The following is a 25302-nucleotide window of genomic DNA, read 5'->3' as shown; positions in this document are numbered from 1 at the left end:
GGTGCCCGTACACAGGATGTCGGGTATGCGTCAACGCATCGCAACGTTAGACAGTGCGCGAGGGCTGGCCATCCTTGGCATTCTGCTGCTTAATATCAGCGCCTTCGGTCTGTCAAAGGCTGCTTATCTTAATCCGGCCTATCTGGGCCTTCCTTCGCTATCCGATGCCTGGACTTGGGCCATTCTCGATATTGTGGCACAGGCCAAGTTCTTATCTATTTTCGCCATTCTGTTTGGTGCGGGCCTTGAGCTATTACTTAAACGCGGCAAGAGCTGGATTCGGGCGCGACTTTCCTTATTGCTATTACTGGGATTAATTCACGGTATCTTTTTCTGGGATGGAGACATTCTATTTGCTTATGGTTTGATCGGTCTGGTGTGTTGGCGAATGATTCGTGATGCCAAAGATGCCGCCAGTTTGTTGCGTACCGGTGCGGTGCTTTATTTAGTGGGTGTCGCGGTATTGCTGTTACTGGGGTTTATCACTAATGGCGAACCGGGGCGATTTTGGCAGCCGGGGCCTGCGGATCTGCAATATGAGCAATTTTGGAAGTTGCAGGGGGGCATGGAAGCCTGGAAGAATCGGTTAGATCTGTTGTCATCCAATTTGATTGCTATCGGCGCCCAATATGGCTGGGAGCTGGCTGGCTCGATGTTATTTGGTGCTGGGTTAATGCGTTCTGGCTGGCTACGCGGTGATTTTAGCTTGCGCCACTACCGTTTGCTTGCGGCATGTTTGATACCGCTTTCATTAGTTATCCAAATACCGGGGGTGGCACTGCAATGGGCAGTGGGCTGGGATTACCGTTGGAGCGGTTTTTTGTTGCAAGTTCCCCGTGAGTTAGGGGCTCCATTACAGGCTGTGGGCTATCTGGCTCTGCTGTATGGCTTCGGTCCCACAATATCCGGTTGGCGTGTCAATCATTGGTTGGCACAGGTAGGGCGCATGGCTCTGAGTAATTATTTACTGCAAACATTGATATGTACGTTGATTTTCTATCACTTCGGCTTATATCAACAGCTTGACCGCCTACAACTCCTCGCGATTGTTCCACTGGTCTGGCTGTGTAATATCCTATTCTCCCTGCTATGGCTGCATTACTTTGCCCAAGGGCCACTCGAGTGGTTATGGCGAAAATTGACCGCCTATGCTTGCGGTCAATCGTTACAACCACGCAACACTAAGCCCTGAATGCGTCTGTAAAGTAAAAATGATCGAGCGGGTTGCAAATTTGTATGTAAACGTTTTCTTTCTTGTGACGCATTTCACGTGGCAAATTCAACAAACTGGGTAGGATAAGCCACCTGCCATGCCCAGTTCACATCAACACGCGCATGGTTACTTATTCACAGGATAAGGTCATGGCTGCTCTGCATTCATCTGGAAATAGTATCACCATTCGTGATGTGGCCTCGCGGGCTGGCGTTTCGCTGGCTACGGTATCCCGTGTCCTCAATAACAGCGCTGCTATTCGGCCAGAAACGCGCGCCGCAGTGCTGAAAGCGGTGTCAGAACTGGGCTACCGCCCAAATGCTAATGCACAAAAACTGGCAACACAAAGTAGCGATACTGTCGGTGTGGTGGTGATGGATGTCTCTGATCCCTTTTTTGGTGCCTTGGTGAAAGCGGTAGACACCGTAGCCCAACGACATCAAAAATATCTGTTGATTGGTAATAGCTACCACCAGGCCGATAAAGAGCGTCATGCCATTGAAGTGCTGCTGCGTCAACGCTGTAATTCATTGGTTGTTCACGCTAAGGCATTGAGTGACGGTGAGTTAATCGCTTTTTTAGACCAGGTTCCAGGTATGGTTCTGATTAATAGGATTATTCCTGGGTTTGAGCACCGTTGTGTAGGATTAGACAATGTTAGCGGTGCGCAAATGGCATGCCGTTTACTGCTTAAACAAGGGCACCAACGTATCGGTTTTCTCGGTTCCAACCACCCCATTGATGATGTTATCCAGCGTCAAACGGGTTACCTAAATGCGCTTGAGACCGCCGGTATCACTGCTCCTGACAGTTGGCGAGCATTTGGTACTCCTGATCTGGCTGGGGGGGAGCGTGCCATGATTGACTTGCTGGGGCGCAATTTACAGCTCAGTGCGGTGTTTGCCTATAACGACTCAATGGCTGCTGGTGCGCTGGCGGTGTTGAAAGAAAACGGTATCAGTGTCCCTGAGCAGTTTTCGCTGGTGGGCTTTGATGATATCCCTATTGCCCGCTATACCAGCCCCAAATTGACCACAGTGCGTTATCCTATTGTTTCTATGGCAACTTTAGCCACCGAGCTGGCACTTGAAGGGGCCAGTCATCCGCCAGACCCGCACGCGGCTTATTGTTTTAAACCCACATTGGTACCGCGTCATTCTGTCGCAATTTGTGGGGTCGCTCACTAGTTACGTATTTATTCTTGTGTAACCGTTTTCAATCTGTGAGAAAATTCACAGATTCTTAACAACGGCCCGTCTATGCTCTAGTTGTTTTCTACCTGAATGTATCAATATGTCATCGGTTACCGGATAAAAAACACACGGTAGCGGGTTTTAGAATAGTAATTTACAAACACGCGTTCCGCAGATGTTGAGTTTGTAAGTGGCATGGTTTTTGACGACTCAGGCGGCTTTCTCGGAGTGGAGTGCGCTCAAGGACGATAGATATTCAGTGTCAGCAGCTTTGAACGATGGGTCTTTCTCACGTTAAGGCGACGGTGTTATCACCCTGTACTACCCTACATAAACCCGGAGATACAAATGAATAAGAAGGTTTTCACATTAGCGACCCTGGTTGCCAGCATGATGTTTGGCGCGGCTGCTCAAGCTGATACCCGTATTGGTGTCACTATTTATAAATATGATGACAACTTTATGTCCGTGGTCCGTAAAGCTATCGAGAAAGATGCTAAAGCATCTCCTGACGTTACCTTACTGATGAATGACTCCCAAAATGACCAGTCCAAGCAAAACGATCAGATTGACGTATTGCTGGCTAAAGGTGTGAAAGGGCTAGCCATTAACCTGGTCGACCCAGCAGCAGCACCGGTTGTTATTGATAAAGCACGCGGCAACGATGTGCCGATCGTGTTCTATAACAAAGAACCTTCACGTAAGGCATTGGATAGTTACGATAAAGCTTACTATGTAGGGACTGACTCTAAAGAGTCTGGTGTTATTCAGGGTGAGCTGATTGCGAAACACTGGAAAGCCAACCCAGCATGGGATCTGAATAAAGATGGCAAAATCCAATTTGTGCTGTTGAAAGGCGAGCCGGGTCACCCAGACGCTGAAGCACGTACAACTTATGTCATTAAAACGTTGAATGAAAAAGGTCTGCCGACTCAACAATTGCAGTTAGATACTGCAATGTGGGATACCGCGCAAGCTAAAGATAAAATGGATGCCTGGTTATCTGGCCCTAACGCCAACAAGATCGAAGTGGTTATTGCTAACAACGATGCGATGGCGATGGGTGCAGTAGAAGCCTTGAAAGCCCATAACAAAACCAGTATTCCAGTATTTGGTGTTGATGCCTTGCCAGAAGCGTTAGCGCTGGTGAAATCAGGCCAAATGGCCGGTACCGTATTGAACGATGCCAACAATCAAGCTAAAGCAACTTTCGATTTAGTTAAAAATCTGGCTGCCGGTAAACCTGCTGCTGAAGGGACTAACTGGAAAATCGAAAACAAAATCGTACGTATTCCGTATGTAGGTGTTGATAAAGATAACCTGGCTGAATTTACTAAATAACAGCCTGTCGTGATAGGTGGTGCCCAAAGCCGTGTCAGTGCTAAGGGTAAAGCAGTAATTATTAACCTTCTGGCCCCGATATTGGGTAACCAGCACCGGGGCCGAAGGTTTTTTTGCATTGATCCTTATTTTGAATATGCACTTATCGGCGAATAAGGTATTTATTTCGCAGGTGAGTGGCAATTCTTAGCCAGGTATAACTATGGCCGATATTAATACAGCACAACCCCGTGAGTGGTTGCTGGAAATGAGTAATATCAATAAATCATTTCCGGGTGTAAAGGCGTTAGATAACGTAAATCTTAAAGTGCGGCCAAGTTCGATCCATGCATTAATGGGAGAAAATGGTGCAGGTAAGTCAACGCTATTAAAATGTCTGTTTGGTATCTATAAAAAAGACTCCGGGAGTATTCTCTTTCAGGGGCAAGAAATAGAATTTAAAAGCTCTAAAGAAGCATTAGAGCACGGTGTCTCTATGGTTCATCAGGAATTAAACCTGGTGTTACAACGTACAGTGATGGACAACATGTGGCTGGGTCGTTACCCAACCAAAGGTTTTTTTGTCGATCAAGATAAAATGTACAAAGATACCAAAGCTATCTTTGATGAATTGGATATTGATATTGATCCCCGCGATAAAGTCGCAACATTATCAGTATCTCAAATGCAAATGATCGAGATTGCCAAAGCATTCTCTTATAACGCCAAAATCGTCATTATGGATGAACCGACCTCTTCATTAACTGAGAAAGAGGTTAATCATCTATTTACGATTATTCGTAAATTGAAAGAGCGTGGCTGCGGCATTGTTTATATCTCTCACAAGATGGAAGAAATATTCCAACTGTGTGATGAAATCACTATTTTGCGTGATGGTCAGTGGATTACTACCCAGCCGCTGGAAGGGCTGACCATGGATCAGATAATCTCAATGATGGTGGGGCGCTCACTGAGTCAGCGTTTCCCTGATCGCCTGAACACGCCGGGTGAAGTCATTCTGGAAGTGAAAAATCTGACCTCGCTGCGCCAACCCTCGATCCGTGATGTCTCCTTTGATTTGCATAAAGGCGAGATTTTGGGGATTGCTGGCTTGGTTGGGGCCAAGCGCACCGATATTGTTGAAACCTTATTTGGTATCCGCGAAAAAGTGGCCGGGACCATTAAGTTACATGGCAAAAGTATTAATAACCATAGTGCCAATGAAGCCATTAATCATGGGTTTGCACTGGTAACTGAAGAGCGCCGCTCAACCGGGATTTACGCTTATCTCGATGTGGGTTTTAATTCCCTGATCTCTAATATCCGTAACTATAAAAATAAATTTGGGCTGCTGGATAATACGCGCATGAAGAGCGATACCCAATGGGTTATCGATGCGATGCGTGTAAAAACGCCCGGTCACCGTACCAGTATTGGCTCTTTATCCGGTGGTAACCAGCAGAAAGTAATTATTGGCCGTTGGCTACTGACTCAACCAGAAATATTAATGTTGGATGAGCCGACTCGAGGTATTGATGTCGGTGCTAAGTTTGAAATCTATCAGTTAATGACTGAATTAGCGAAGAAAGACAAAGGGATTATTATTATCTCCTCTGAAATGCCTGAGCTACTAGGGATCACTGACAGAATTTTAGTAATGAGTAATGGTCAGGTTGCGGGAATTGTTGATACTAAGCAAACCACGCAAAATGAAATATTACGTCTTGCATCCTTGCATCTCTAATCTAGTCGAAGGTTCTTATTATGAATGCGTTAAATAAGAAAAGTATGCTCACTTACCTTAAAGAGAGCGGGATTTATGTGGTGTTGTTCGTATTACTGGCAATTATTATTGTTAAGGATCCGACGTTTTTAAGTCTGATGAACTTAAGTAACATTCTAACCCAATCATCGGTGCGTATTATTATCGCACTGGGTGTGGCAGGGCTGATTGTTACCCAAGGGACCGACCTGTCAGCCGGGCGTCAGGTAGGTTTGGCGGCGGTAGTTGCGGCGACCATGTTGCAAGCAATGGATAACGTTAATAAAGTTTTCCCTGATTTACACACAGTGCCGATTCCGATTGTTATTTTAACCGTCTGTCTGATTGGTGCGATTATTGGTTTGGTCAACGGTATTATCATTGCTTACCTGAATGTGACTCCATTTATTACCACATTAGGTACGATGATTATCGTCTACGGGATTAACTCCCTGTATTACGATTTCGTTGGCGCATCACCGATTGCAGGTTTTGATCCGGCATTCTCAACCTTTGCTCAAGGGTTCTTACGATTTGGTGATTTCAAACTGTCTTATATTACCTTCTATGCTTTGATTGCTATCGGCTTTGTCTGGGTGCTGTGGAATAAAACTCGCTTTGGTAAGAATATTTTTGCCATCGGCGGTAACCCGGAAGCGGCAAAAGTTTCTGGTGTGAATGTGCCACTAAACTTGATCATGATCTATGCCTTGTCCGGTGTGTTCTATGCTTTCGGCGGTATGTTGGAAGCAGGCCGTATCGGTAGTGCGACTAACAACCTTGGCTTTATGTACGAGTTGGATGCGATTGCCGCCTGTGTGGTGGGCGGTGTGTCCTTTAGTGGTGGTGTTGGTACCGTTATCGGCGTAGTGACAGGGGTAATTATCTTTACCGTTATTAACTACGGATTAACTTATATCGGTGTGAACCCTTATTGGCAATATATTATTAAAGGTGCGATCATTATCTTTGCCGTCGCATTAGACTCACTGAAATACGCTAAGAAGAAATAATCGGTTATTGTGAATTAACGTAACAGCCAGTCAGGGGTAAACCCGACTGGCTGTTACGTTATGGGTGTCACTTTTATTCACGTCATTTCGTCAAATTTGTCGATATCAATGGCGCTATTGACTCAATGAGCTGGATTGCGCAGATAAATAATCCAATAGGTCAGGCCAACCAATAACCCACCACCAATAATATTGCCGATAGTCACCGGGATTAGATTATCGATAATAAAGTTATTTAGGGTCAGCGCAGAAAATTGATCCGGGGTAGCATTAATTGATAGCCAGAACCCCGGTGATGCATAATCGCGGATGACAATAGCTAATGGGATCAAAAACATATTGGCAATGCTGTGTTCAAAACCGCTGGCGACAAACATGCCGATAGGCAGTAACATCACCACAATTTTATCCGTCAAAGTATGGCCGGAATAGCTCATCCATACTGCCAGACAGACCATTAGATTAGCCAGAATCCCCAAACACACCGCTTCTACAAACGTATGATGCAATTTGTGTTCGGCAGTTTGCAACACATTCAAGCCCCATAAACCATTTGCCGCCGTATGCTGACCGGCAAACCAAATCAATGCCACAAAGAACAGTGCACCAATAAGATTACCGAAATAGACATTCACCCAATTACAGATTAATTGCCGCCAACTGATTTTGCCACTGGCTTTAGCCACCACAATGAGTACTGTGGATGTGAATAAATCAGCCCCACAGATAATCACTAAAATCAGACCAAGAGAGAAACACAGGCCGCCTACCAACTTTGCCAACCCAAATGCCACCACGCCAGCAGTGCCGGTTGTTGCTGTAATGTAGAAGACAAAAGCGATAGAGATGAATACACCGGCAGTCATGGCTAAATAAAAGGTGGTGGCCGGATTCTTAGTGGCCTTATATATACCGACTTGCTCTGCCAGTTTTGCCATATCAATCGGAAGCCGCAGATCAAAGGGATTTTCAATGCTCATTGATAACTCCTTACTTATTATTTTATCGGTGTAGGGGAATGAAAACTAAATATTAATAAATTATTTTCCTGACCTAAATGTAATGCATTTTTCATACCAGGCATTCATTGAGCGGTTTTTACTGTTGCATTTTGTATTTTTCCTAAAATTGCTTTTTTTCGAATCAGATATTAATACGTATCTTTTATTTCGATATGTATTTATTTATATAGCGCCAGTTGTGATTTGATACTCCATATGTGGTGAGTATCACATGTAACCTAATGTTTTTATTTATCTTACGATGAAAATGAGACGTAATTTCAACTAATTGGTAAGATGGATAAATTGCGGAGAAATAGTTTGTTAACCCAGATCAAGCTTATCGGCTGTTGATATATATTTGTTCAGTTTAATACCTTAAAGTAGTGATCATTTTTCCGGGCTTAATAACGACGTTTATGGATAGAGCAAAAAAACTACCCCGTCCCACACTGGCTCAAGTTTGGCAAGATACACTGTTCACGGTATCAAAAAAGTTATTATTGCTACGGGATATAACCGATTTAGTGAATGAACTCAGAAAGCTCTCTTTTTCTGTGGTGCGTTTTCAGCGGGTCAATTTATTATTGCTTAACCCTCTTTATAACCAAAATACCCTTTATACCCATGACGATGCGACCAACAGGGTGCAGGGATCGCAAAATATCTTGTTTGCCGAAGGCCCCGGTGGCTTAGCCTGGCAGCAGCAGACGCCTTTGCAGACTGACCATCGCCGTATGCAAAGGGAGTTTTCTGCTGTTTGTGATTTGATTCCCTATCAGGAATTGCACTCTGGCTGCCATTTTCCCTTGGGCCATGACAATCATTGGTCAGGCTGTATTGAATTTATTAAAACTGATGACAGTGAGTTTGATGAACAAGCAGTTACTTTTCTGGGATTACTGGCAGATGTAGTGGCAATCGCCGTTGATAATATTGCTGAAATCAATCGGGCATTTTCCGAGCGTGAAAAACTGCGCTTTGAGCGCGACCACTATCGGATTTTAGTGGATGTGACCAATACGGTTATTTCTAAGCTGGAGTTGGATGTATTAGCGGCAGAAGTATCAAAAGAGATACATCGATTTTTTAATATTGATTACATTAGCTTAGCGCTGTGCGGTACCCATAAGGATAAAAATAAGTTAAATGTATTCTCTACCCGCTACCAGAGTGGTAAGGCCGTACAGTATCAGCAGGCATGGGTGGATATTACCGGCACTTTGGCTGGGCAGGTTTTACAGAGCAAAGCGTTATTGTTGGTTAATTTGGCTGATATCTCTCTTTTAGCACCGGATGATAAGCAACTGGCAAATATGCTGGATGAAGGGTTACAAGTTGTTTGCCTGTTGCCGCTTTTTTTCGGTCACAAAATGTTAGGTGTTTTGAAACTGGCACAATGTCAGAGTGATATTTTCACTGATAGCAATGTAAAACTGTTGCGCCAAATTGCAGCTCGTATTGCCATTGCGGTTGATAACGCGCTGGCCTACAACGAAATTACCCGCCTAAAAGATTCGTTGGTAAATGAAAATCTCTATCTAACGGACCAGATTATTCATAATGAAGAGTTTGGCGAGATAATCGGTAATAGTGCAGGGATTAAAGCAGTACTGGAACAAGTTGAGATGGTGGCTTCCAGTGATTGTACCGTATTGATCCTGGGGGAAACCGGCACCGGCAAAGAGCTGATTGCCCGGGCTATTCATAATTTGAGTACCCGCAAGAATAAACGCATGGTGAAAATGAACTGTGCAGCCATTCCATCGGGATTGATGGAAAGTGATCTGTTCGGTCATGAGAAGGGGGCTTATACCGGTGCATCATCACAGCGTATTGGCCGGTTTGAAATGGCTGACGGCGGCACACTATTTCTTGATGAAGTGGGCGATATTCCTCTGGAACTACAGCCTAAATTATTACGTGTATTGCAAGAGCGGGAAATAGAACGCCTTGGCGGCAGTAAAATTATTCCGGTGGATGTTCGCCTAATTGCTGCGACCAATCGTGATTTAAAATTGATGATGGTGAATCGCGAATACCGCAGCGACCTTTATTATCGTCTTAATGTTTTTCCGATTGTGATCCCTCCGCTGCGTGAGCGGCCGGAAGATATACCGTTGCTGGTGAAATTCTTTACTCAGAAAATAGCCAAACGGATGAATCGCACTATCGACACAATTCCTGGTGAAACATTACGTTTGCTCAGCCGTTTACCGTGGCCAGGCAATATTCGTGAATTGGAAAATGTTATTGAGCGGGCGGTCATCCTTAGCCGTGGTACTACGCTGAATTTGCAGTTACAAGAGCTGGAATATCATCTGTCACCGCTAGAGGTTACTAAACCTGTGGCAGAAAGGGTTGTGCATAAAACCTTATTACCTGAAAGTGAAGAGCCTGAATCTTCAGAGTCTGAGCGCGCGCAAATTGTTCGGGTATTACGTGAAACCAACGGCGTGGTTGCTGGGCCAAAAGGGGCTGCCATTAAGTTAGGGCTAAAACGCACCACCTTGTTATCACGGATGCAGCGGTTAGGAATATCAGTAAAAAGTATCGAAGATGACGATGGGATGGATTAACTCATTTATTTGCTTCGAATAAAACTAATATCTATTTACCGAATACCGTGTTGAACCAAGCAGTGCCAAACCCTTCTACCTGAACGCGGCGTCGCGAGCAAAGCCAGTCTGGGCGCGCTCAGCGCACAGCCACCGGAGTGTACATATAAGTACATGACGGTGGCGAGCACTGCGTAAACCCAGAATGGCAAAGCGCAGTAGCCGTTAACCGATCACCCCACTTCGGCTTCTCTACGTAACCGCGCCTTCAACTGACTGTATTCCTGTTGCACATAGTTTTCTGCCCACGTCTGATCTGGGATGGCTTCCAGCTTCACCGCGCAATATTTATATTCCGGTGTTTTGGAAATCGGATCCAGATGGTCCAGCGTCAGCTCATTACAGGCACCAATCCACCACTGGTAGGTCATATATACCGCGCCGACATTAATACGTTCACTGACTGAGACCCGCGTGATAACTTTACCGCGACGGGATTCTACCCATACCAGTTGTTGATCCTGCAAGCGCATTTTATCTGCATCCTGCGGGCTGATTTGTACATAACCCGGTTCATCGGCCAGCGTTTGTAGTGCGGAACAGTTGCCAGTCATCGAACGGCAGGAGTAGTGGCCGACTTCACGCACGGTACACAACACCAGCGGATATTGCTCATCCACAAGTTCCATTGGCGCACGCCATTCACTGGCAAATAACAACCCTTTGCCGCCAGGACGGTCAAACTTATTACCGGCATACAACCAGGGTGTACCGGGGCTGTCTTCAGTGGTACATGGCCATGGGATATAGCCCAAACCTGCCATTTTCTCGTAGGTTGCGCCATAGTACAGCGGGCACAACTCACGCAGTTCATCCCAAATCTCTTTGGTATTGTTATATTTCATCGGATAGCCGAGTGCGGTCGCCATCAGACTAATAATTTCCCAATCTGGTTTTACATCACCTTGTGGCTCAACCGCTTTTTCAAACCGCTGGAAACCACGGTCTGCTGCAGAATAGACCCCTTCATGTTCGCCCCACGAGGTGGCGGGGAAGATAACATCCGCCTCGGCTGCGGTTTTAGTCATAAAGATATCTTGCACAATCAGCAGTTCTAATTCGCTGAAGGCTTCACGCATCATGGACAAATCCGGTTCGGTCTGGAGTGGATCTTCGCCCATCACGTAGTTGGCTTTAATTTTCCCCTCTTTCACTTTATGTGGAACATCGGTCAGCGAGTAACCGACTTTATCGGACAGGGATGGTACCCCCCAGGCTTTGGCAAATTTTTCCAGTGTGGCGGGATCGGTCACAGATTGATAACCCGGATACATATTTGGCAATGCGCCCATATCGCAGGCACCCTGCACGTTGTTTTGCCCGCGTACCGGACCAACACCGACATTCGGGCGCCCCAGATTACCGGTTAACAGTGCCAGTCCTGACAACCCTTTCACGACATCTACGCCCTGGCCCCACTGAGTGACACCCATCCCCCACAAGATGGTGGCTGAAGGGGCGGCGGCATAGATACGCATGGCTTCACGAATTGATTTCGCCGGCAGGCCAGTAATGCTTTCGACATATTCCGGGGTGTATTTGGCGACGATTTCACGGTACTCGTCGAAGCCCTCGGTATAGCGGGAGACATAATCTTTATCGTACAGCTCTTCAGTGATCAACACATTGGCAAAGGCATTTACCAGTGCCATATTGGAGCCGTTTTTCAGGGGTAACCAGAGATCTGCAATACGCGCCGTTTCGATATGGCGTGGATCGCAGACAATCACTTTCGCGCCTTTTTCTTTGGCTTTCAGAATACGGCGGGCCACGATCGGATGGGAGTCAGCGGCGTTGTAGCCAAACACTAAAATACATTTGGTATCTTCAATCTCACAGATTGAATTACTCATCGCGCCATTACCCAATGTCACTTGCAGCCCGGCGACCGACGGGCCGTGGCAAACACGGGCGCAGCAGTCAATATTGTTGCTGCCGGTAACCGCACGGGCAAATTTCTGCATCACATAGTTGGTTTCATTGCCTGGGCCACGGGATGAACCGGTATGCATAATGGCTTCCGGGCCATATTTTTCTTTGATTGCTCGCAGTTTACTGCTAGCAAACTCAATCGCTTCATCCCAGGATACCGCCTCCAGCTTGCCGCCTTTTTGGCGACGGATCATCGGCTGTTTAAGGCGCGGAGTTAGCAATTTGGTGTCATTGAGAAAGTCCCAACCATAGTAGCCTTTCAGACACAACTCACCCTGATTGGTGACGCCATTTGCGCCTTCAGCGCCAACCACTTTGCCATTCTCAACCAGCAAATTGATTTTGCAGCCGGAGCCACAGTACGGGCAGACCGTTAATGCTTTTTTCATAATAATTACCCTTCGTTCTTGGAGCCGCAGCCTTATTGACTAAAAGCTCATTTCGTTGGCTTCATCCAAAGCAGCGCGCATCTGTTTTTTGCGCAGCATGGCCTGCATGGTGTCGCGGCCAATCATGTGCAGCGCCTGCGTTGGGCAAACGGAGATACACGCCGGGCCGGCGGCTTGCCCTTCGCACAAGTCACATTTCTGTGCTTCGGCTTTCAGGCAGAATCCTTGTGAGAGGCCGTTAAACATCACTTCGACCTGTTTGGTCACGACGCTCATCGCACCATACGGGCAGGCAACGACACAGGTTTTGCAGCCAATGCATTTTTCCTGCAACACTTGAATACTGTCCGCTGCCCGAACAATTGCGCCGTTCGGGCAAACATTGGCACAAGGGGCATCTTCACAGTGCCGACACATAATGGCGGTACTGACATTTAGCCCTTTAACCACCTTCAGCCGAGGCGCGAAATTGGCTTTAGTTAGCGTGTCCAGCTTGCCACCGTTGTGTGCCAGCACGCAGGCCACCTCACAGGTGCGGCAGCCAATACACTTTTTGGGGTCTGCGATTATGAACCGGTTCATTGTGTTCTCTCCTTCCCCTTCATCTTTCAAGTTGCAGATGTGTTGGCTGCACTTGCTTACCCGAATCACTTACTTGAGTAAGCTCATCGGGACTCACTCGCTTGCCGCCTTCCTGCACCTTGAAATCTATTGGGGATAAATATCTTCATCTTTCAAGTTGCAGGTGTGTTGGCTGCACTTGCTTACCCGAATCACTTACTTGAGTAAGCTCATCGGGACTCACTCGCTTGCCGCCTTCCTGCACCTTGAAATCTATTGGGGATAAATATCTTCATCTTTCAAGTTGCAGATGTGTTGGCTGCACTTGCTTACCCGAATCACTTACTTGAGTAAGCTCATCGGGACTCACTCGCTTGCCGCCTTCCTGCACCTTGAAATCTATTGGGTATAAATTGATAGATCTGGCAGATTCACGTTTAGAACAGCTAATCTGGCTCATTACCTTACATACTGCATGGTTTATGCCAACTTGAAGTGGTCAGGTAAAAGTGAATAAATGTGATTGTTTTATAAAGGATTAGTGGATGCTGATGTGGGCGGGGAGGTTAACAGGAAACTGTCGGCTGGCATGACGTCGGCAAATTTGACGACGCCATGCCGTCATTTCGCTATAAATGCGCGAAACCACCGTCACCTTGCCAGTGTGGCAGTTGTTGATACACCGTTTCTACCGCCTGTTTTACTGGCTCGGTCATTGGGAAGTAAAACGCTACTAAGGTGGGTTGAATCCCTACAAAAATGACTTCGCTAATATCTTCCTTTAACTGATCAATTAGAAAGTTGAGCGGTAAATTATGGGTGCTCATGATAAACATTTCGGCAATTCGCTCAGGGTCAATGATGCGAATCTCACCCGGCGGCAGCTCCATATCGGCAGCATCGACAATAACTAATCGCGTCGGTTGCAATGCGCGAATACGATGCACCACATTTTCCGGTGCCGAACCACCGTCAATCACCTGCCAGTCAATCAGTGGTTGTTGTGTCATGCGTTCAGCCAGTAGTGGGCCTGCGCCGTCATCGCCCATCATGCTGTTGCCAACGGTTAACACCAGATTGAGGGCGGTGGTGTGAGTGGCGGGGGGATGTGGCATGTTCATGGGCGGCGTTTCACCATTAAATAGATGGCAGGTTCCTGCTCGATATCGTACAGGGTTTGCAGCAGTTGTTGGCTCCATGGCTGGTGGAGTGAGGCGGAGTTTTCAGCCAGTGGTGCGAAGGCTTTTGCCAATAACTGGGTATGGGTACTGTCGATGGTGATTTCACCAAACTTCAGTAAACCGGCCATCTTGCGGTGAGCCTCGCCGGCGGGCAACTGACCAAACCATTGTTCATATTCTGCCAGCGGGCATTCCATGATGGCTTTTAAGCAATCAATCACCCCGACATGGTGGCCGATAGCCAGTGAGTAATACATCACTTGTTGTGCTTGCTCGGGCATATCGTCATCACTGTCGAGGAACTTCTGATTCAGTGCATAGAAAATAACCTTAGCGGACATCAGCTTTGCCTCCCGCCAATTGTATCAGGGCAATGTGTTGCAGGTTGGCGAATATCTCGCTCAGACGCGGATCATCTTGTTGGCGCAGGTAGTTCTGGCAGCGCTGTTCAAATTCCGGTAATGGCTGATTGACCAGCAGCGACAAGAAACTGTCGGTGATTTCCCGCCCCTGGCGATAGCCGGCCATACGGCGCGCTTCACGCTCCAACAGCACTCGCAGATTGAGCGGTGCATCGGGGTGAATCAGCGCGACGCGTTCATCGGCACTCTCCTGATGCTCTTCGCCTTTCAGTTTTTGCTCCAGCAGACCCAATGCCACGGCAAAACCATAGATGGTTGCGGCTGGGGTCGGCGGGCAACCGGGAATGTACACATCAATCGGTACGATGGTATCGCTGCCACCCCAGACACAGTACAGGTCATGGAAGATGCCACCACCACAACCACACGCGCCGTAAGAGACGCAGATTTTTGGGTCCGGTGCCGATTCATAAGCGCGCAGTGCCGGTGTGCGCATGGCGCGAGTAACCGCACCGGTAAACAGCAAAATATCCGCGTGGCGGGGGGAGGCGACTACTTTGATACCAAAGCGCTCGGTGTCGAACAGTGGGGTGATTGAGGAGAAAATCTCAATCTCACAGCCGTTGCAGCCACCACAATCCACCCGATAGACATAGGCGGAGCGCTTGATATCTTTCAATAATTTACTTTTTAACTGGGCAACCGAGGGATCAAGTGCGATCGGCTGGCTAACATGGTGCCCCCAGCCCGGTTTTAATGAATGTGGTTGGCTCATAGCTTGCCCCTCCCTTCGCTATGCTGATCCAGCATGACGTTGTTATTAATAACGATATTCTGTTTGCGCTTACACTCAGGGCAAGTTTCAAAATGTGGCCGCTGCTGCTCGACATCCTCGGCCGCCATCCCGGAATGAATCAGCAGTGCCATGACATAATCCACTTCTTTTTTCGGTGCAAAGGGTTGCTGGCATTGCTGGCAATGGGCAAGGGTAAAACTGGCGCGCTGATACAAATCCGCTTTGTTGAAGACGGCCAGTTCAAACTCTTGTGATAACACAATGGCGCGGGTCGGGCAGACCTCCTCACAGCGGCCACAAAAAATGCAACGCCCGAGAAATAACTGCCACTGACGAGTGCCGCTAGCAAGATCGGTTTCCATGGTTAGCGCATTGGCAGGGCAGGCCATGGTACAAGCACCACAGGCGATGCATTGCTCGGCATCATATTGCGGTTTGCCGCGAAAACCGTGGCTGACCTCAAGCGGCTTAAACGGGTATTTCACCGTGGTGTCGCCCACTTTCAGGATGGTTTTAAACAGTTTTAACATTCTTCATCCCTCTATTTGAGCGGCGAATGGGTGCGCTCAATGCCATAACGCTCGATCTCTTTGTACGGCACAGTGACGGATTTTTGCTTGCGCACATCCACCAGCGTGACCCGGTCAGTACAGGAGTAGCAGGGATCGAGGCTGCCGATAATCAGTGGCGCATCAGAGACGGTATTGCCGCGCAACATATAACGCAGCACCGGCCAATTGGCGTAAGTTGCCGCACGGCAGCGCCAGCGGAATAGCTTCTGGTTGTCGCCGGTCATGCTCCAATGCACATCTTCGCCACGTGGTGCTTCCGAGAACCCGAGGGCGAACTTGTAAGGTTGGTAATTGACTTTTTCTTCCAGCAGCGGCCCGCCGGGCATATGGTTCAGGCCATATTCAATCATCACCAGCGAGTCAAAGAACTCGCGCACCCGCACCAGCAGGCGGGAGTGGACATCGCAGCCATCAAGGGTAAACAACTCTTTGGGCACATTGGCATAGTTGGCGTAGCTGTGGTCATGGCGCATATCACGCGCATAGCCACTGGCGCGGATCATTGGGCCGACCGGACTGAAATCGCGGGCGATTTTGCGATCCAGCAGGCCCACCCCCACGGTACGTTGTTCGATATTGGCGGTGCTCATCAACATATCCACTAACTGGCCGATATCGGCACGCATCTCCGAGACCAATTGCAGCGTTTTGATGCGATCCGCTTTCAGGATATCGCGGCGGACGCCACCAATCAGATTCAGACCATAGGTTTTACGTGCGCCAGTGAGCATCTCAGCAATCGTCATCGCTTTTTCACGCACGCGGAAGAACTGCATAAAACCGGTATCGAAACCAACAAAGTGACAAGACAAACCGATATTGAGCAGATGGCTGTGCAGCCGCTCTACTTCAAGCAAAATGGTGCGGATCATCTGTGCCCGTGGCGGCACGATAATGCCCAAAGCATTTTCAATGGAAGAGGTGTAGGCCACGCTGTGGGTGAAGCCACAGATGCCGCAGATGCGATCTGACAGGAAGGTGACGTCGTTGTAACCCATGCGAGTTTCGGCCAGTTTCTCCATGCCACGATGGACATAAAATAGGCGGTAATCGGCATCAATAATATCTTCGCCGTCGACAAACAGCCGGAAGTGACCCGGTTCGTCAGAGGTAATATGCATTGGGCCAATAGGCACCACCCGGCTACTGCTGCCTGCTTCGTTTTCAAACTGATAGGTTTCTGTATCGCTGGTGGGCGTGGGGCGCTGGCGATAGTCCATGGTGTCTTTACGCAGCGGATAGAGGTCATCCGGCCAATCATCGGGCAGCACTAAACGGCGCTCATCAGGCAGACCAACCGGTTGCAGACCATACATATCGCGTACTTCTCGCTCGCCCCAGACGGCGGCAGGTACCCGAGGTGTGACTGACGGGAACTCCGGTCGTTCGGGGCTGATAAGTGCTTTGACAATCACCCAGCACTTATCGCCATACTGCTTACCGGTCTCTTCGCCATATTGTTCACGGCCTTCCATCGACAGCACATAGTAAATGGCAAAATAGCCATTCAGGCTGCGTTCATCATTACCAAACAGCACCGACAACCAGCCACCTTGTTGATAATAAAGGTGCTCTACCACATCGGGCAGGCTATTTAGTTTGATGGTAATGGTCAGTTGATCAGGGGTTTGCCACTCTTCATCTAAAATCGCCGCAGGAAATTGTTCACGCAGGCGGGCTACATAGGCTGCACCCAGCTTTTCACCGCTGTGTGGATGGCTTGACACCGGCTGACCTGAACCCGGAATAGCTGAAATAGGGGTTTCGCGAGTCACGTTACATCTCCTGACGATTCGGGGTTAGTTGCACCGCACTATGGCTCTGTGCAACGGATGGAATGGGCTGAGTTACGGGTTGCGGTGGAGAGAGGTGCTGCCACGGCAGCATAAATTGTTGCTGGGTTGGCTCACTGCCATCGTTATTGAGAACAATCTGGGCCGCATCGGTCAATAAACGGGTCACTGGAGCCGGAATATGCACGCCAAGCAACAGCATCAACAACAACAGTATCGCCATCGGCGCGGTGGTCAGAATACCCAGTTCGCCTTTGCTGACCGCTGCCGGTGGTGTTCCCAATACGGTGTTGGCTATCATGCGTACCAATCCGGCCAGTACCAGTGTTAGTAGCAAGAGCAGGGCGATAACCAGCCAAATATGGCCGGCGTCAATCGCGGCAGCCACCACCATAAACTCACTGATAAATACGTTAAACGGCGGCATCCCGGCCAGCGCTAATGCGCCACCAGCCAGTAACACCGCAGTCAGCGGTGCGACGCGGATAATGCCTTTAATCGCGCCCATATCCCGCGTGCCGTATTTCAATAACACATTGCCGGAACCACAGAACAGCAAGGTCTTAGCCAGGCTGTGATTCAAGGTGTGGAACAGTGCTGCCAGCACACCTAGCGGGCCGCCAATGCCCAGCGCAACCGCAATTAACCCCATATTCTCGACGCTGGAATAGGCCAGTAAACGCTTCATATCGCGCTGAGCCAGAATAAAGAAGGCGGATACCGCAACCGACATCATGCCGAACACCAACAGCAGCATTTGTGGGAAATGTGGCCCGATGGCGGCGCTGATAATGATGTAGTAACGGATGATAACCAGCAGGGCGCAGTTAAGCAGTACGGCGGATAACAGGGCGCTGGTGGGGCTAGGAGCTTCACTGTGGGCATCCGGTAGCCACGAATGCATTGGGAACAGCCCGGTTTTGGTACCGAAGCCAATCAGGATAAAGACAAACGCCAGATGCATCAGGCTGGGGTCCAACTCTTTAGCGTGTTCAGAAACCACGGTCCAGAAGATAGCACTGCCCGGATCTGCCAGCACATTCGCGGCATTGGCATATACCAGCACTGTGCCGTACAACCCGAATGCCACACCGACGGTACAGATAATAATGTACTTCCACGCCGCCTCCAGTGAGGAGCGCTGCCCGTATAATCCCACCAAAAAGGCTGAGCTGAGGGTAGTGGCTTCAATACCAACCCACATCAGGATCAGGTTATTACTGGTGACCACCAACAGCATGGTGAACAGGAACAGATGGAAGAAACCGTAGTAGTTGCACAGCGTGCCAACTGTGATTTCGCCATTATTCACTTCATGGCGCATATAGCCAATGGAATAGAGACCGGTGATAAAGCCGATAATGCCCAGAATAGCGAGGAACAGCGCGCTGAGACTATCGATATGCAGCCAATTATGCGCCGCCAGAATCTCCCCGCCCAGCGCAACCCGACACACTACCGTCAGCGCCACCACTAGCAACACAGTGATGCCGGTAAAATGCACCCAAGTGGTTGCCATCCGTGCGGCACTGCCTAACGCCCGGCAAGCGAACGCGAGCAATGAGGCTATTAGAGGTATCGCCAGCAGCAACAACAGCAGGTCAGTATTACTCATTTCATTACCCCTTTAGCGCCGTCAGTTGTTTAACATCCAGCGTGTGCAGCGTGCGGTAAATCTTGCGCGCCATGAGCGTCATCACAATCACCGCGAAGATGGCATCGGTGGCAACGCCAATCTCGACCAATTCCGGTGCGCGGAAGGCCAGCAGCGCCAGCATCAGATGAGCCCCGTTCTCCATCAGGCAATAGCCAAAGATATTTTTCAGAATATTGCGTTGGGTGACGATACACAGCAGGCCAATCAGAAAATGCCCCAATGAGACGGCCAGCGCCGGTTTCAGTGCGCTGACCATGGGCAGTTGCACCGGTTCAACCACGAAGTAGCTCAACAAGATAATGATGGCGGCGATAAAAATCAGGCTGGCGGTACCAATGATGCCGCCATTGGCTTTGGGATCGTCCATTTGGCGAAAAGCGCGATACATAATCCACGGCACCAGCACCACTTTGGTGACAAAGGCACTCAGCGACCACAGGTACAGCTCGTGGGCACCCAAGGTTTCAGCCAGTACCAGAAAAATCAGCACCAGTACCAGTGACTGCAAGGCATAAAGCAGCGCCGAAGTGGCGGGTTTCTTGGCGATGATTACCAGTAGTGAGGTAATGATCAGCAGCCCTGCGAGGTTATTTACGACCAAATTATTGACAAGAAGTGTTCCGGTCATTTTCTACTCCCTTATCCGAGCCAGGTGACAGCAATAAAGCTTGAGCACACCGACATAATCACCAGAATCACCAATACCCCCTGCATCGCCAGTGGCAGCGGTTTGGCGCAGGCGACCTCTGGTGATGGTTTACCGGGTACGGTTTGCCCGAACCAGTAGAGGAACCAGCCAAAGCTCGCTACCGATTCAAGTAGTGCCAGCACCAGCAGAGGTATCAGTAGCCAATGTTCGTGAGAGAGCGAGAAGCCAGCGGCAAAAATAGGGAATTTGCTGAAGAAGCCATTAAAAGGTGGCACCCCAGTGATTGCCAGTGCAGCGACACAGAACCCCACGCCCAGTAGTGGCATTTTGCCCATGATGCCTTTGAGTTTGGGTAACATACGAGTACCGCAGCTATAGCTCAGCGCACCTGCCACTAAGAAGAACAGACTCTTGGCAAACGCATGGTTAAAGATGTAGGCAATGCCGCCATCAAAGGCCATTTTTGAGCCATAGATAGCCAACGACAGAGCGAAGAAGATGTAAGACAACTGGGTGATGGTGGAGTAGGCCAGCAGCCGCTTCATATCTTTTTGTGGCAGATACATAAAGAAGCCATAGATCAGCGTAATCACTGCCATCACCATGCCCACGGTGCCAATTATTTGGGGTACATCGCCAGCGGAATAAATAGCGCGGGCAAAGATATAAACCCCCACTTTGACCATCGAGGCGGCGTGCAGGTATGAACTGACCGGCGTCGGGGCTTCCATCGCATCCGGTAACCAGATATGCAGTGGCAACTGGGCGGATTTCCCCCAAGCGGCAAACAGGATGCCGCCGAACACTATGATTTTGGTGCTGTTGTCTAATTGCGCCAGTGCCGTTAGGGCAAAGGTGCCGGTATTAACCAGTAACACCGCGGCCGCCAGATACAGGCCGATAGCCGCAACATGGGTTACCAGCAGCGCTTTGAGTGCCGAGCGCAGTGACTTCTGACTCTGGTAGTAACCAATTAATCCCCACGAACAACCGCCGGTGATTTCAAAGAAGAACAACTGACCCAGCAGAGTGGATGACAATACCAACCCGGCCATTGCACCGATAAATACCAGCAACAGGGCGTAGTAGCGGTTAGTGCCTTCGTGCGGATGCTCGCGATTACCCAGGGTCAGATAACCGGTAGAATAGATACTGACCAGCAGCCCAAGAAAGACGACGGCGAAAGCAATCAAGGTACTGATGCGGTCGATAGTCAGGCCAAACAGCGCCATATCGCCGTAGTGAATTAGATCAACCGTGACATCAATCTTCCCGCCACTTAAGTAGATATAGGCCAGCAACAGGGTTCCGAGAGTTGCCAGTAGTGAAAAGAAAGTACAGGACCATTTTGCCCATTGCTGTGGCAAGCAGGCCGTGAGGATGGCACCGGCAAATGGGACCAGAATGGTCGCAAGGGCGATGTTCATTAGGGCGATATTCATAAGAGCCATGTTCTCCATGATGGGTTTATTAGCTCCTTAAAGACCTGTGAGATAGAAAACCAGGGACAAGGCAGCAACACCAAACCCCAGCCAGGTAACACGGGAGGTCAACAGGAAGCGCCCACGGGCGATACTGTTTTCCACGATGGAGGCCAGTACAAACACCACCACCAGCTTGATAATGCAGGCCAGTAGCGCCCACAACAGGCCAAATCCAGTGAGTACTGCCAGCTTGCCGAACGGGATAAACACGGCGAGGAACAGTTGTGCCACCACCACTTGTTTCAGGCTGATGCCCCATTTGACCAGACCCAGCGCGGCACCTGAGTATTCGGTTAGCGGCCCTTCTTGTAACTCTTGCTCAGCTTCGGCGACATCAAACGGGATTTTGCCCATCTCGATAAACACGGCGAAACCACAGGCCAGTAACGCCAGCGCGGTTGCGGTCGGCGATTGCCAGTGGCCGGTCGAGAGTGCAGTACTGATGGTGCCGATATTGGTCGAACCGGCGATTAACCCCACTACCAGTAGCGACAGAATCAGTGTCGGTTCCACCAGCACACCAAGGGTTAACTCACGGCTGGCACCGATACCGGCAAAGATGCTGCCGCTATCCAGACCGGCCAGTGAGAAGAAGAAGCGGAACAGCGCGAACAGATAAAGCAGGGCTATCAGGTCTCCTGCCACGCCAAATGGCGATGCTAGCGTGAAAATGGGCAGCGCCATCGCAATCAGCAACATGCTGCCTAATAACACATAAGGCATCAGACGGAAGATGATGCCTGCATTCGCCGGTGCTACATCCTGACGTTTTAACAGTTTGGCTAAATCACGATAGTCTTGTAGCACGCCCGGCCCGCGGCGTGAGTGCATGCGGGCTTTTACCATGCGCGAAATACCCGACATCAATGGTGCCAGCGCCAGCATGAAAAGCGCCTGCCCAATGGCGAAGGCAATCATAGAGACCGCAGGCATATCAGTAGTTGGCATTGCTCGTCTCCTTAAATAGCCGCGATTATCAGCAGGGTAACCAGTGCGGCGACCACATACAGACAGTAGAGGCGGAAATCACCCTGTTGTAGCCATTGAATACGCTGGCTGAGCCATTGGATCAGGCGAATAAGCGGGGCCACAATTTTGTCGTCCCATAGCGGCTCTACCCGCCCGGCACCACTGATCGAGTGCTCAAGAGCACGTTGCATCATCGGTGCCGGGGAGAGGGTTTTACGCATTCGATAGAGTGGGGCAAACATCATCCGCAAGGGTTGAGTAAAACCACCGGCGGAGACGGTCATTGCTTGTTCGTAGGCATAACCACAGGCCCATGGGTCACCGCCATGGCGAAATGCCAGACGGCTGCCTTTGTAGAGACTGGCTATCAGTAAAATCACCAGTGGCAGGATTAATAAGCCGAAGAAGATGTAGAGGGTAGACAGCATCGCTTGAGAACTGTGTTGTGGGAACAACAGCGGCCCTTGTGCAACCTGTAAAGTCTGTGCCGCAGGGACCGCTATCAGGCTACTGGCAATGCGGGCAATCACCGGTGCTACCTCGGTGGCACCAATCCCCAATGCCAGGCACAGCAGGGCCAGCAACAGCATGGCTGCCGTCATTGGCCACGGCACTTCCCGCGCCTGTGCGGCTTTTTCCGTGCGTGGTAGGCCGCAGAAGCTAATGCCGTAGACTTTAACGAAGCACATGGCCGCCAGCGCGCCGGTAATTGCCAGCATGACGATGGCAATCGGTCCGGCCAGACGAATAATAAATCCACCATCTTTGGTCATAGTAAATAACGATTGATAGGTGAACCATTCACTGACAAAACCATTGAAGGGCGGCAGCGCTGAAATTGCCATACATCCCACCAGAAACGCCAGTGCGGTATACGGCATCATCCTTGCCAGCCCACCCATCTTTTCCATATCTTTGGTGTGCACCCGGTAGATAACGGCGCCAGCGCCAAGGAACAATAACCCTTTGAATACTGCATGGTTAAGCAGATGGTAGAGTGCACCTAGTAGGCCAAGGGCGGCCAATATAGGCTGGTGGCCCGCGATACCTATCATGCCAACCCCAACGCCCATCAGAATAATGCCGATGTTTTCAACTGTGTGATAAGCCAGCAGCCGTTTGATATCGTGCTCGGCTAATGCATACAGCACTCCCAGTACCGACGACACAGCACCAAAGGCCAGCACCACCACTCCCCACCATATTTGGCTGGCACCGAGTAAATCGATACCAACCTTGATGATGCCGAAGATACCAATTTTTACCATCACGCCGGACATCAAGGCCGAGGCATGAGATGGGGCTGCGGGATGGGCGCGTGGGAGCCAGCCATGTAATGGCAGCATCCCAGCTTTGGCACCAAAACCGAAGAAAGCCAGCAGGAAGATAACGGAAGCCATCACCGGCTCTGGATGCACCTGCCGGAAGGCGGAAAATTCCAGGCTGCCGCTCTGGCGGTACAATAAGAAGAAGGCAATCATGATTAACACGGAACCGGCGTGGGCAATCAGAAAGTAGAGTAGGCCGGCGCTGATAGCATCGTCGTCTTGATCGGAAATTACCAAGAAGTAGGAAGCCAATGACATCATTTCAAAGAAAATAATAAAGTAGAAGGCGTTATCCACCACCACCAGTGCCACCATCGAGGCGATGAACAGGTTCATAAATACCCCCATTCCCCATGCCCCACGCCCTTTGTATTCCTGCACATAAGCCAGTGAATACAGCGAAGTGACCACCACTAGCAGTGAGATGACCATCAGCATAAAGGCCGCCAATGGATCAAGGCGCAGACTGAAGGCCGCGAAGGGGAAGGGTCCGGCGGTGATAAAGGTAATGATATCGCCCCCCAGTAAGGTTGGCGCGGCGGCAAACAAGCCAGCAACCCCACCCAGCAATGAAGCCAGCCCAGCGGCATAAATCGCCAGCGTTTCCCGGCGAGCCAAAAGTAGCGAAAGTAGCGCACCAGCCAGATAGAGCAGTAAGGAGAGCCACAGTAGCTCCAGAGAGTTCATCATCTTTTCTGCTCCTCGTGAGAGAGGGTGGGCGAGCTGTCCCCGGTGATAAAGGGCAGGTCGTTGGCAAACCCACGGGCCGCAGCGAGCCGTTTAGCCTGATTGGCTTGCTCGATGCTGTGTTCATCCACCAACATCAGTGCGTTAGTGGGGCAGACCCGTACACATTCCGGTCCCTGTGGTTGGAAGCTGCATAGGTCACATTTCACAGCAATGGCACGAACACCGGCCGTCCATGCCAGGAACGGGTTCATGTTGGCCGGGCTGAATGGCACATCAGACAGCTCGGTCATCGGAATATATTCAGGAAAGCTCTCCGGCACGGCTAATGGCTTACTGCCAGCGGGCGTAATTGCGCCAAACGGGCAGGCGATACCACAGAGCTTGCAGCCGATGCAGGTGGTTTCATCCAACTCAACGGCGTTATTGGTCAACGTGATGGCATTGACCGGACAAACTCGCGCGCACCATGCATCCTCGCAGTGGCGACAGAGAATCGGTGCTGTGACCGTGGCATTTCGCATCACGGTCAATCTGGGGTGCTCTTGTAAACCCTTGGCTTTATGCACCTGGCTGCAAGCAGCCATGCAGGTATTGCATCCAATACAAAGCCTCGACTCCGCAATGACAAAGCGGTTCATAGCCATACCCTCCGGGACAAAAATCTGGTGACAGTCAGGCTGATAGCAATCATTTCTAAGCTGCAAAGCATATTCTGTGCCAGCACGCCTGCTGCTGCTGTAAAAGAGCGGTGAAGGCACGCCTGCTGTGCATTGGGGCGGGGGGAGTAAATAGCGGAGATTTAAACGGCAGTGAAAATGG

At 49.7% G+C, this 25302-nt stretch carries 20 protein-coding genes; 6 read left to right on the top strand and 14 right to left on the bottom strand.

The genetic code is table 11. The features are described from left to right. Positions 1–25 precede the first annotated feature (25 nt). From yeiB to mglC, 5 genes are all read left to right on the top strand, one after another. Positions 26–1192: a DUF418 domain-containing protein YeiB gene (gene yeiB, locus V2A84_RS11695; RefSeq protein ID WP_083159389.1), complete on the top strand. Its 1167-nt coding sequence runs from the start codon at positions 26–28 to the stop codon at positions 1190–1192. A gap of 170 nt (positions 1193–1362) precedes the next feature. After that, the gene (gene galS, locus V2A84_RS11690) at positions 1363–2400 is read left to right on the top strand and encodes an HTH-type transcriptional regulator GalS (RefSeq protein WP_420071964.1); all 1038 of its coding nucleotides are present in this window, start codon (positions 1363–1365) and stop codon (positions 2398–2400) included. Positions 2401–2754: 354 nt separating this feature from the next. Beyond that, on the top strand, positions 2755–3747 hold the full coding sequence (gene mglB / locus V2A84_RS11685; protein WP_372558441.1) for a galactose/glucose ABC transporter substrate-binding protein MglB: 993 nt from the start codon (positions 2755–2757) through the stop codon (positions 3745–3747). 202 nt (positions 3748–3949) lie between these two features. Continuing rightward, on the top strand, positions 3950–5470 hold the full coding sequence (mglA, locus tag V2A84_RS11680; protein ID WP_372568901.1) for a galactose/methyl galactoside ABC transporter ATP-binding protein MglA: 1521 nt from the start codon (positions 3950–3952) through the stop codon (positions 5468–5470). Between the two features lie 20 nt (positions 5471–5490). After that, positions 5491–6501: a galactose/methyl galactoside ABC transporter permease MglC gene (gene mglC / locus V2A84_RS11675; RefSeq protein ID WP_005187595.1), complete on the top strand. Its 1011-nt coding sequence runs from the start codon at positions 5491–5493 to the stop codon at positions 6499–6501. Between the two features lie 122 nt (positions 6502–6623). Here mglC and focA read toward each other — a convergent pair whose 3' ends face one another. Further along, on the bottom strand, positions 6624–7481 hold the full coding sequence (gene focA, locus V2A84_RS11670) for a formate transporter FocA (RefSeq protein WP_083159385.1): 858 nt from the start codon (positions 7479–7481) through the stop codon (positions 6624–6626). 440 nt (positions 7482–7921) lie between these two features. Here focA and flhA point away from each other — a divergent pair, with 440 nt between their 5' ends. Then, positions 7922–10081 (top strand): formate hydrogenlyase transcriptional activator FlhA, encoded by a 2160-nt coding sequence (gene flhA, locus V2A84_RS11665; protein WP_442848861.1) that lies wholly within the window; start codon positions 7922–7924, stop codon positions 10079–10081. 212 nt (positions 10082–10293) lie between these two features. On the opposite strand, the gene fdhF is transcribed toward flhA, so the two are convergent. The 13 genes from fdhF to V2A84_RS11600 form a co-directional block, all read right to left on the bottom strand. Then, a complete protein-coding gene (gene fdhF, locus V2A84_RS11660) occupies positions 10294–12441 on the bottom strand; it encodes a formate dehydrogenase subunit alpha (RefSeq protein ID WP_442821085.1) in 2148 nt (715 codons plus the stop codon). 39 nt (positions 12442–12480) lie between these two features. Then, a complete protein-coding gene (locus V2A84_RS11655; protein ID WP_032906839.1) occupies positions 12481–13023 on the bottom strand; it encodes a 4Fe-4S binding protein in 543 nt (180 codons plus the stop codon). Positions 13024–13631: 608 nt separating this feature from the next. Further along, on the bottom strand, positions 13632–14117 hold the full coding sequence (hycI, locus tag V2A84_RS11650) for a hydrogenase maturation peptidase HycI (RefSeq protein ID WP_083163776.1): 486 nt from the start codon (positions 14115–14117) through the stop codon (positions 13632–13634). 2 nt (positions 14118–14119) lie between these two features. Continuing rightward, positions 14120–14524: a formate hydrogenlyase maturation HycH family protein gene (locus V2A84_RS11645; protein WP_083159378.1), complete on the bottom strand. Its 405-nt coding sequence runs from the start codon at positions 14522–14524 to the stop codon at positions 14120–14122. Beyond that, complete coding sequence (locus tag V2A84_RS11640) at positions 14514–15320, bottom strand: NADH-quinone oxidoreductase subunit B family protein (RefSeq protein WP_372568905.1); 807 nt, start codon at positions 15318–15320, stop codon at positions 14514–14516. The genes V2A84_RS11645 and V2A84_RS11640 overlap by 11 nt, the downstream gene beginning before the upstream one ends. Further along, the gene (gene hyfH, locus V2A84_RS11635) at positions 15317–15871 is read right to left on the bottom strand and encodes a hydrogenase 4 subunit H (protein WP_083159374.1); all 555 of its coding nucleotides are present in this window, start codon (positions 15869–15871) and stop codon (positions 15317–15319) included. Before hyfH ends, V2A84_RS11640 begins: the two co-directional genes overlap by 4 nt. Before the next feature lie 11 nt (positions 15872–15882). After that, positions 15883–17688, bottom strand: coding sequence for a hydrogenase large subunit (locus V2A84_RS11630; RefSeq protein WP_083159372.1), 1806 nt, complete (start codon positions 17686–17688; stop codon positions 15883–15885). A gap of 1 nt (position 17689) precedes the next feature. Beyond that, a complete protein-coding gene (locus V2A84_RS11625; RefSeq protein ID WP_442848860.1) occupies positions 17690–19321 on the bottom strand; it encodes a hydrogenase 4 subunit F in 1632 nt (543 codons plus the stop codon). A gap of 4 nt (positions 19322–19325) precedes the next feature. Beyond that, a complete protein-coding gene (hyfE, locus tag V2A84_RS11620) occupies positions 19326–19991 on the bottom strand; it encodes a hydrogenase 4 membrane subunit (protein WP_083159369.1) in 666 nt (221 codons plus the stop codon). A gap of 11 nt (positions 19992–20002) precedes the next feature. Continuing rightward, positions 20003–21454, bottom strand: a complete 1452-nt coding sequence (locus V2A84_RS11615; protein WP_442849132.1) for a hydrogenase 4 subunit D — start codon at positions 21452–21454, stop codon at positions 20003–20005. A 36-nt stretch (positions 21455–21490) separates the two neighbouring features. Beyond that, positions 21491–22444: a respiratory chain complex I subunit 1 family protein gene (locus V2A84_RS11610; protein ID WP_083159367.1), complete on the bottom strand. Its 954-nt coding sequence runs from the start codon at positions 22442–22444 to the stop codon at positions 21491–21493. An 11-nt stretch (positions 22445–22455) separates the two neighbouring features. Beyond that, the gene (hyfB, locus tag V2A84_RS11605) at positions 22456–24483 is read right to left on the bottom strand and encodes a hydrogenase 4 subunit B (protein ID WP_442848859.1); all 2028 of its coding nucleotides are present in this window, start codon (positions 24481–24483) and stop codon (positions 22456–22458) included. Further along, the gene (locus V2A84_RS11600; protein WP_032906844.1) at positions 24480–25121 is read right to left on the bottom strand and encodes a 4Fe-4S dicluster domain-containing protein; all 642 of its coding nucleotides are present in this window, start codon (positions 25119–25121) and stop codon (positions 24480–24482) included. The genes hyfB and V2A84_RS11600 overlap by 4 nt, the downstream gene beginning before the upstream one ends. Positions 25122–25302 lie beyond the last annotated feature (181 nt).

The sequence above is a fragment of the Yersinia sp. 2553 StPb PI genome (assembly GCF_052217105.1).
GTDB lineage: Bacteria > Pseudomonadota > Gammaproteobacteria > Enterobacterales > Enterobacteriaceae > Yersinia > Yersinia enterocolitica_E.
Note: the sequence above shows the minus strand (reverse complement) of the source record. Positions and strands in the feature narration are given on the sequence as shown.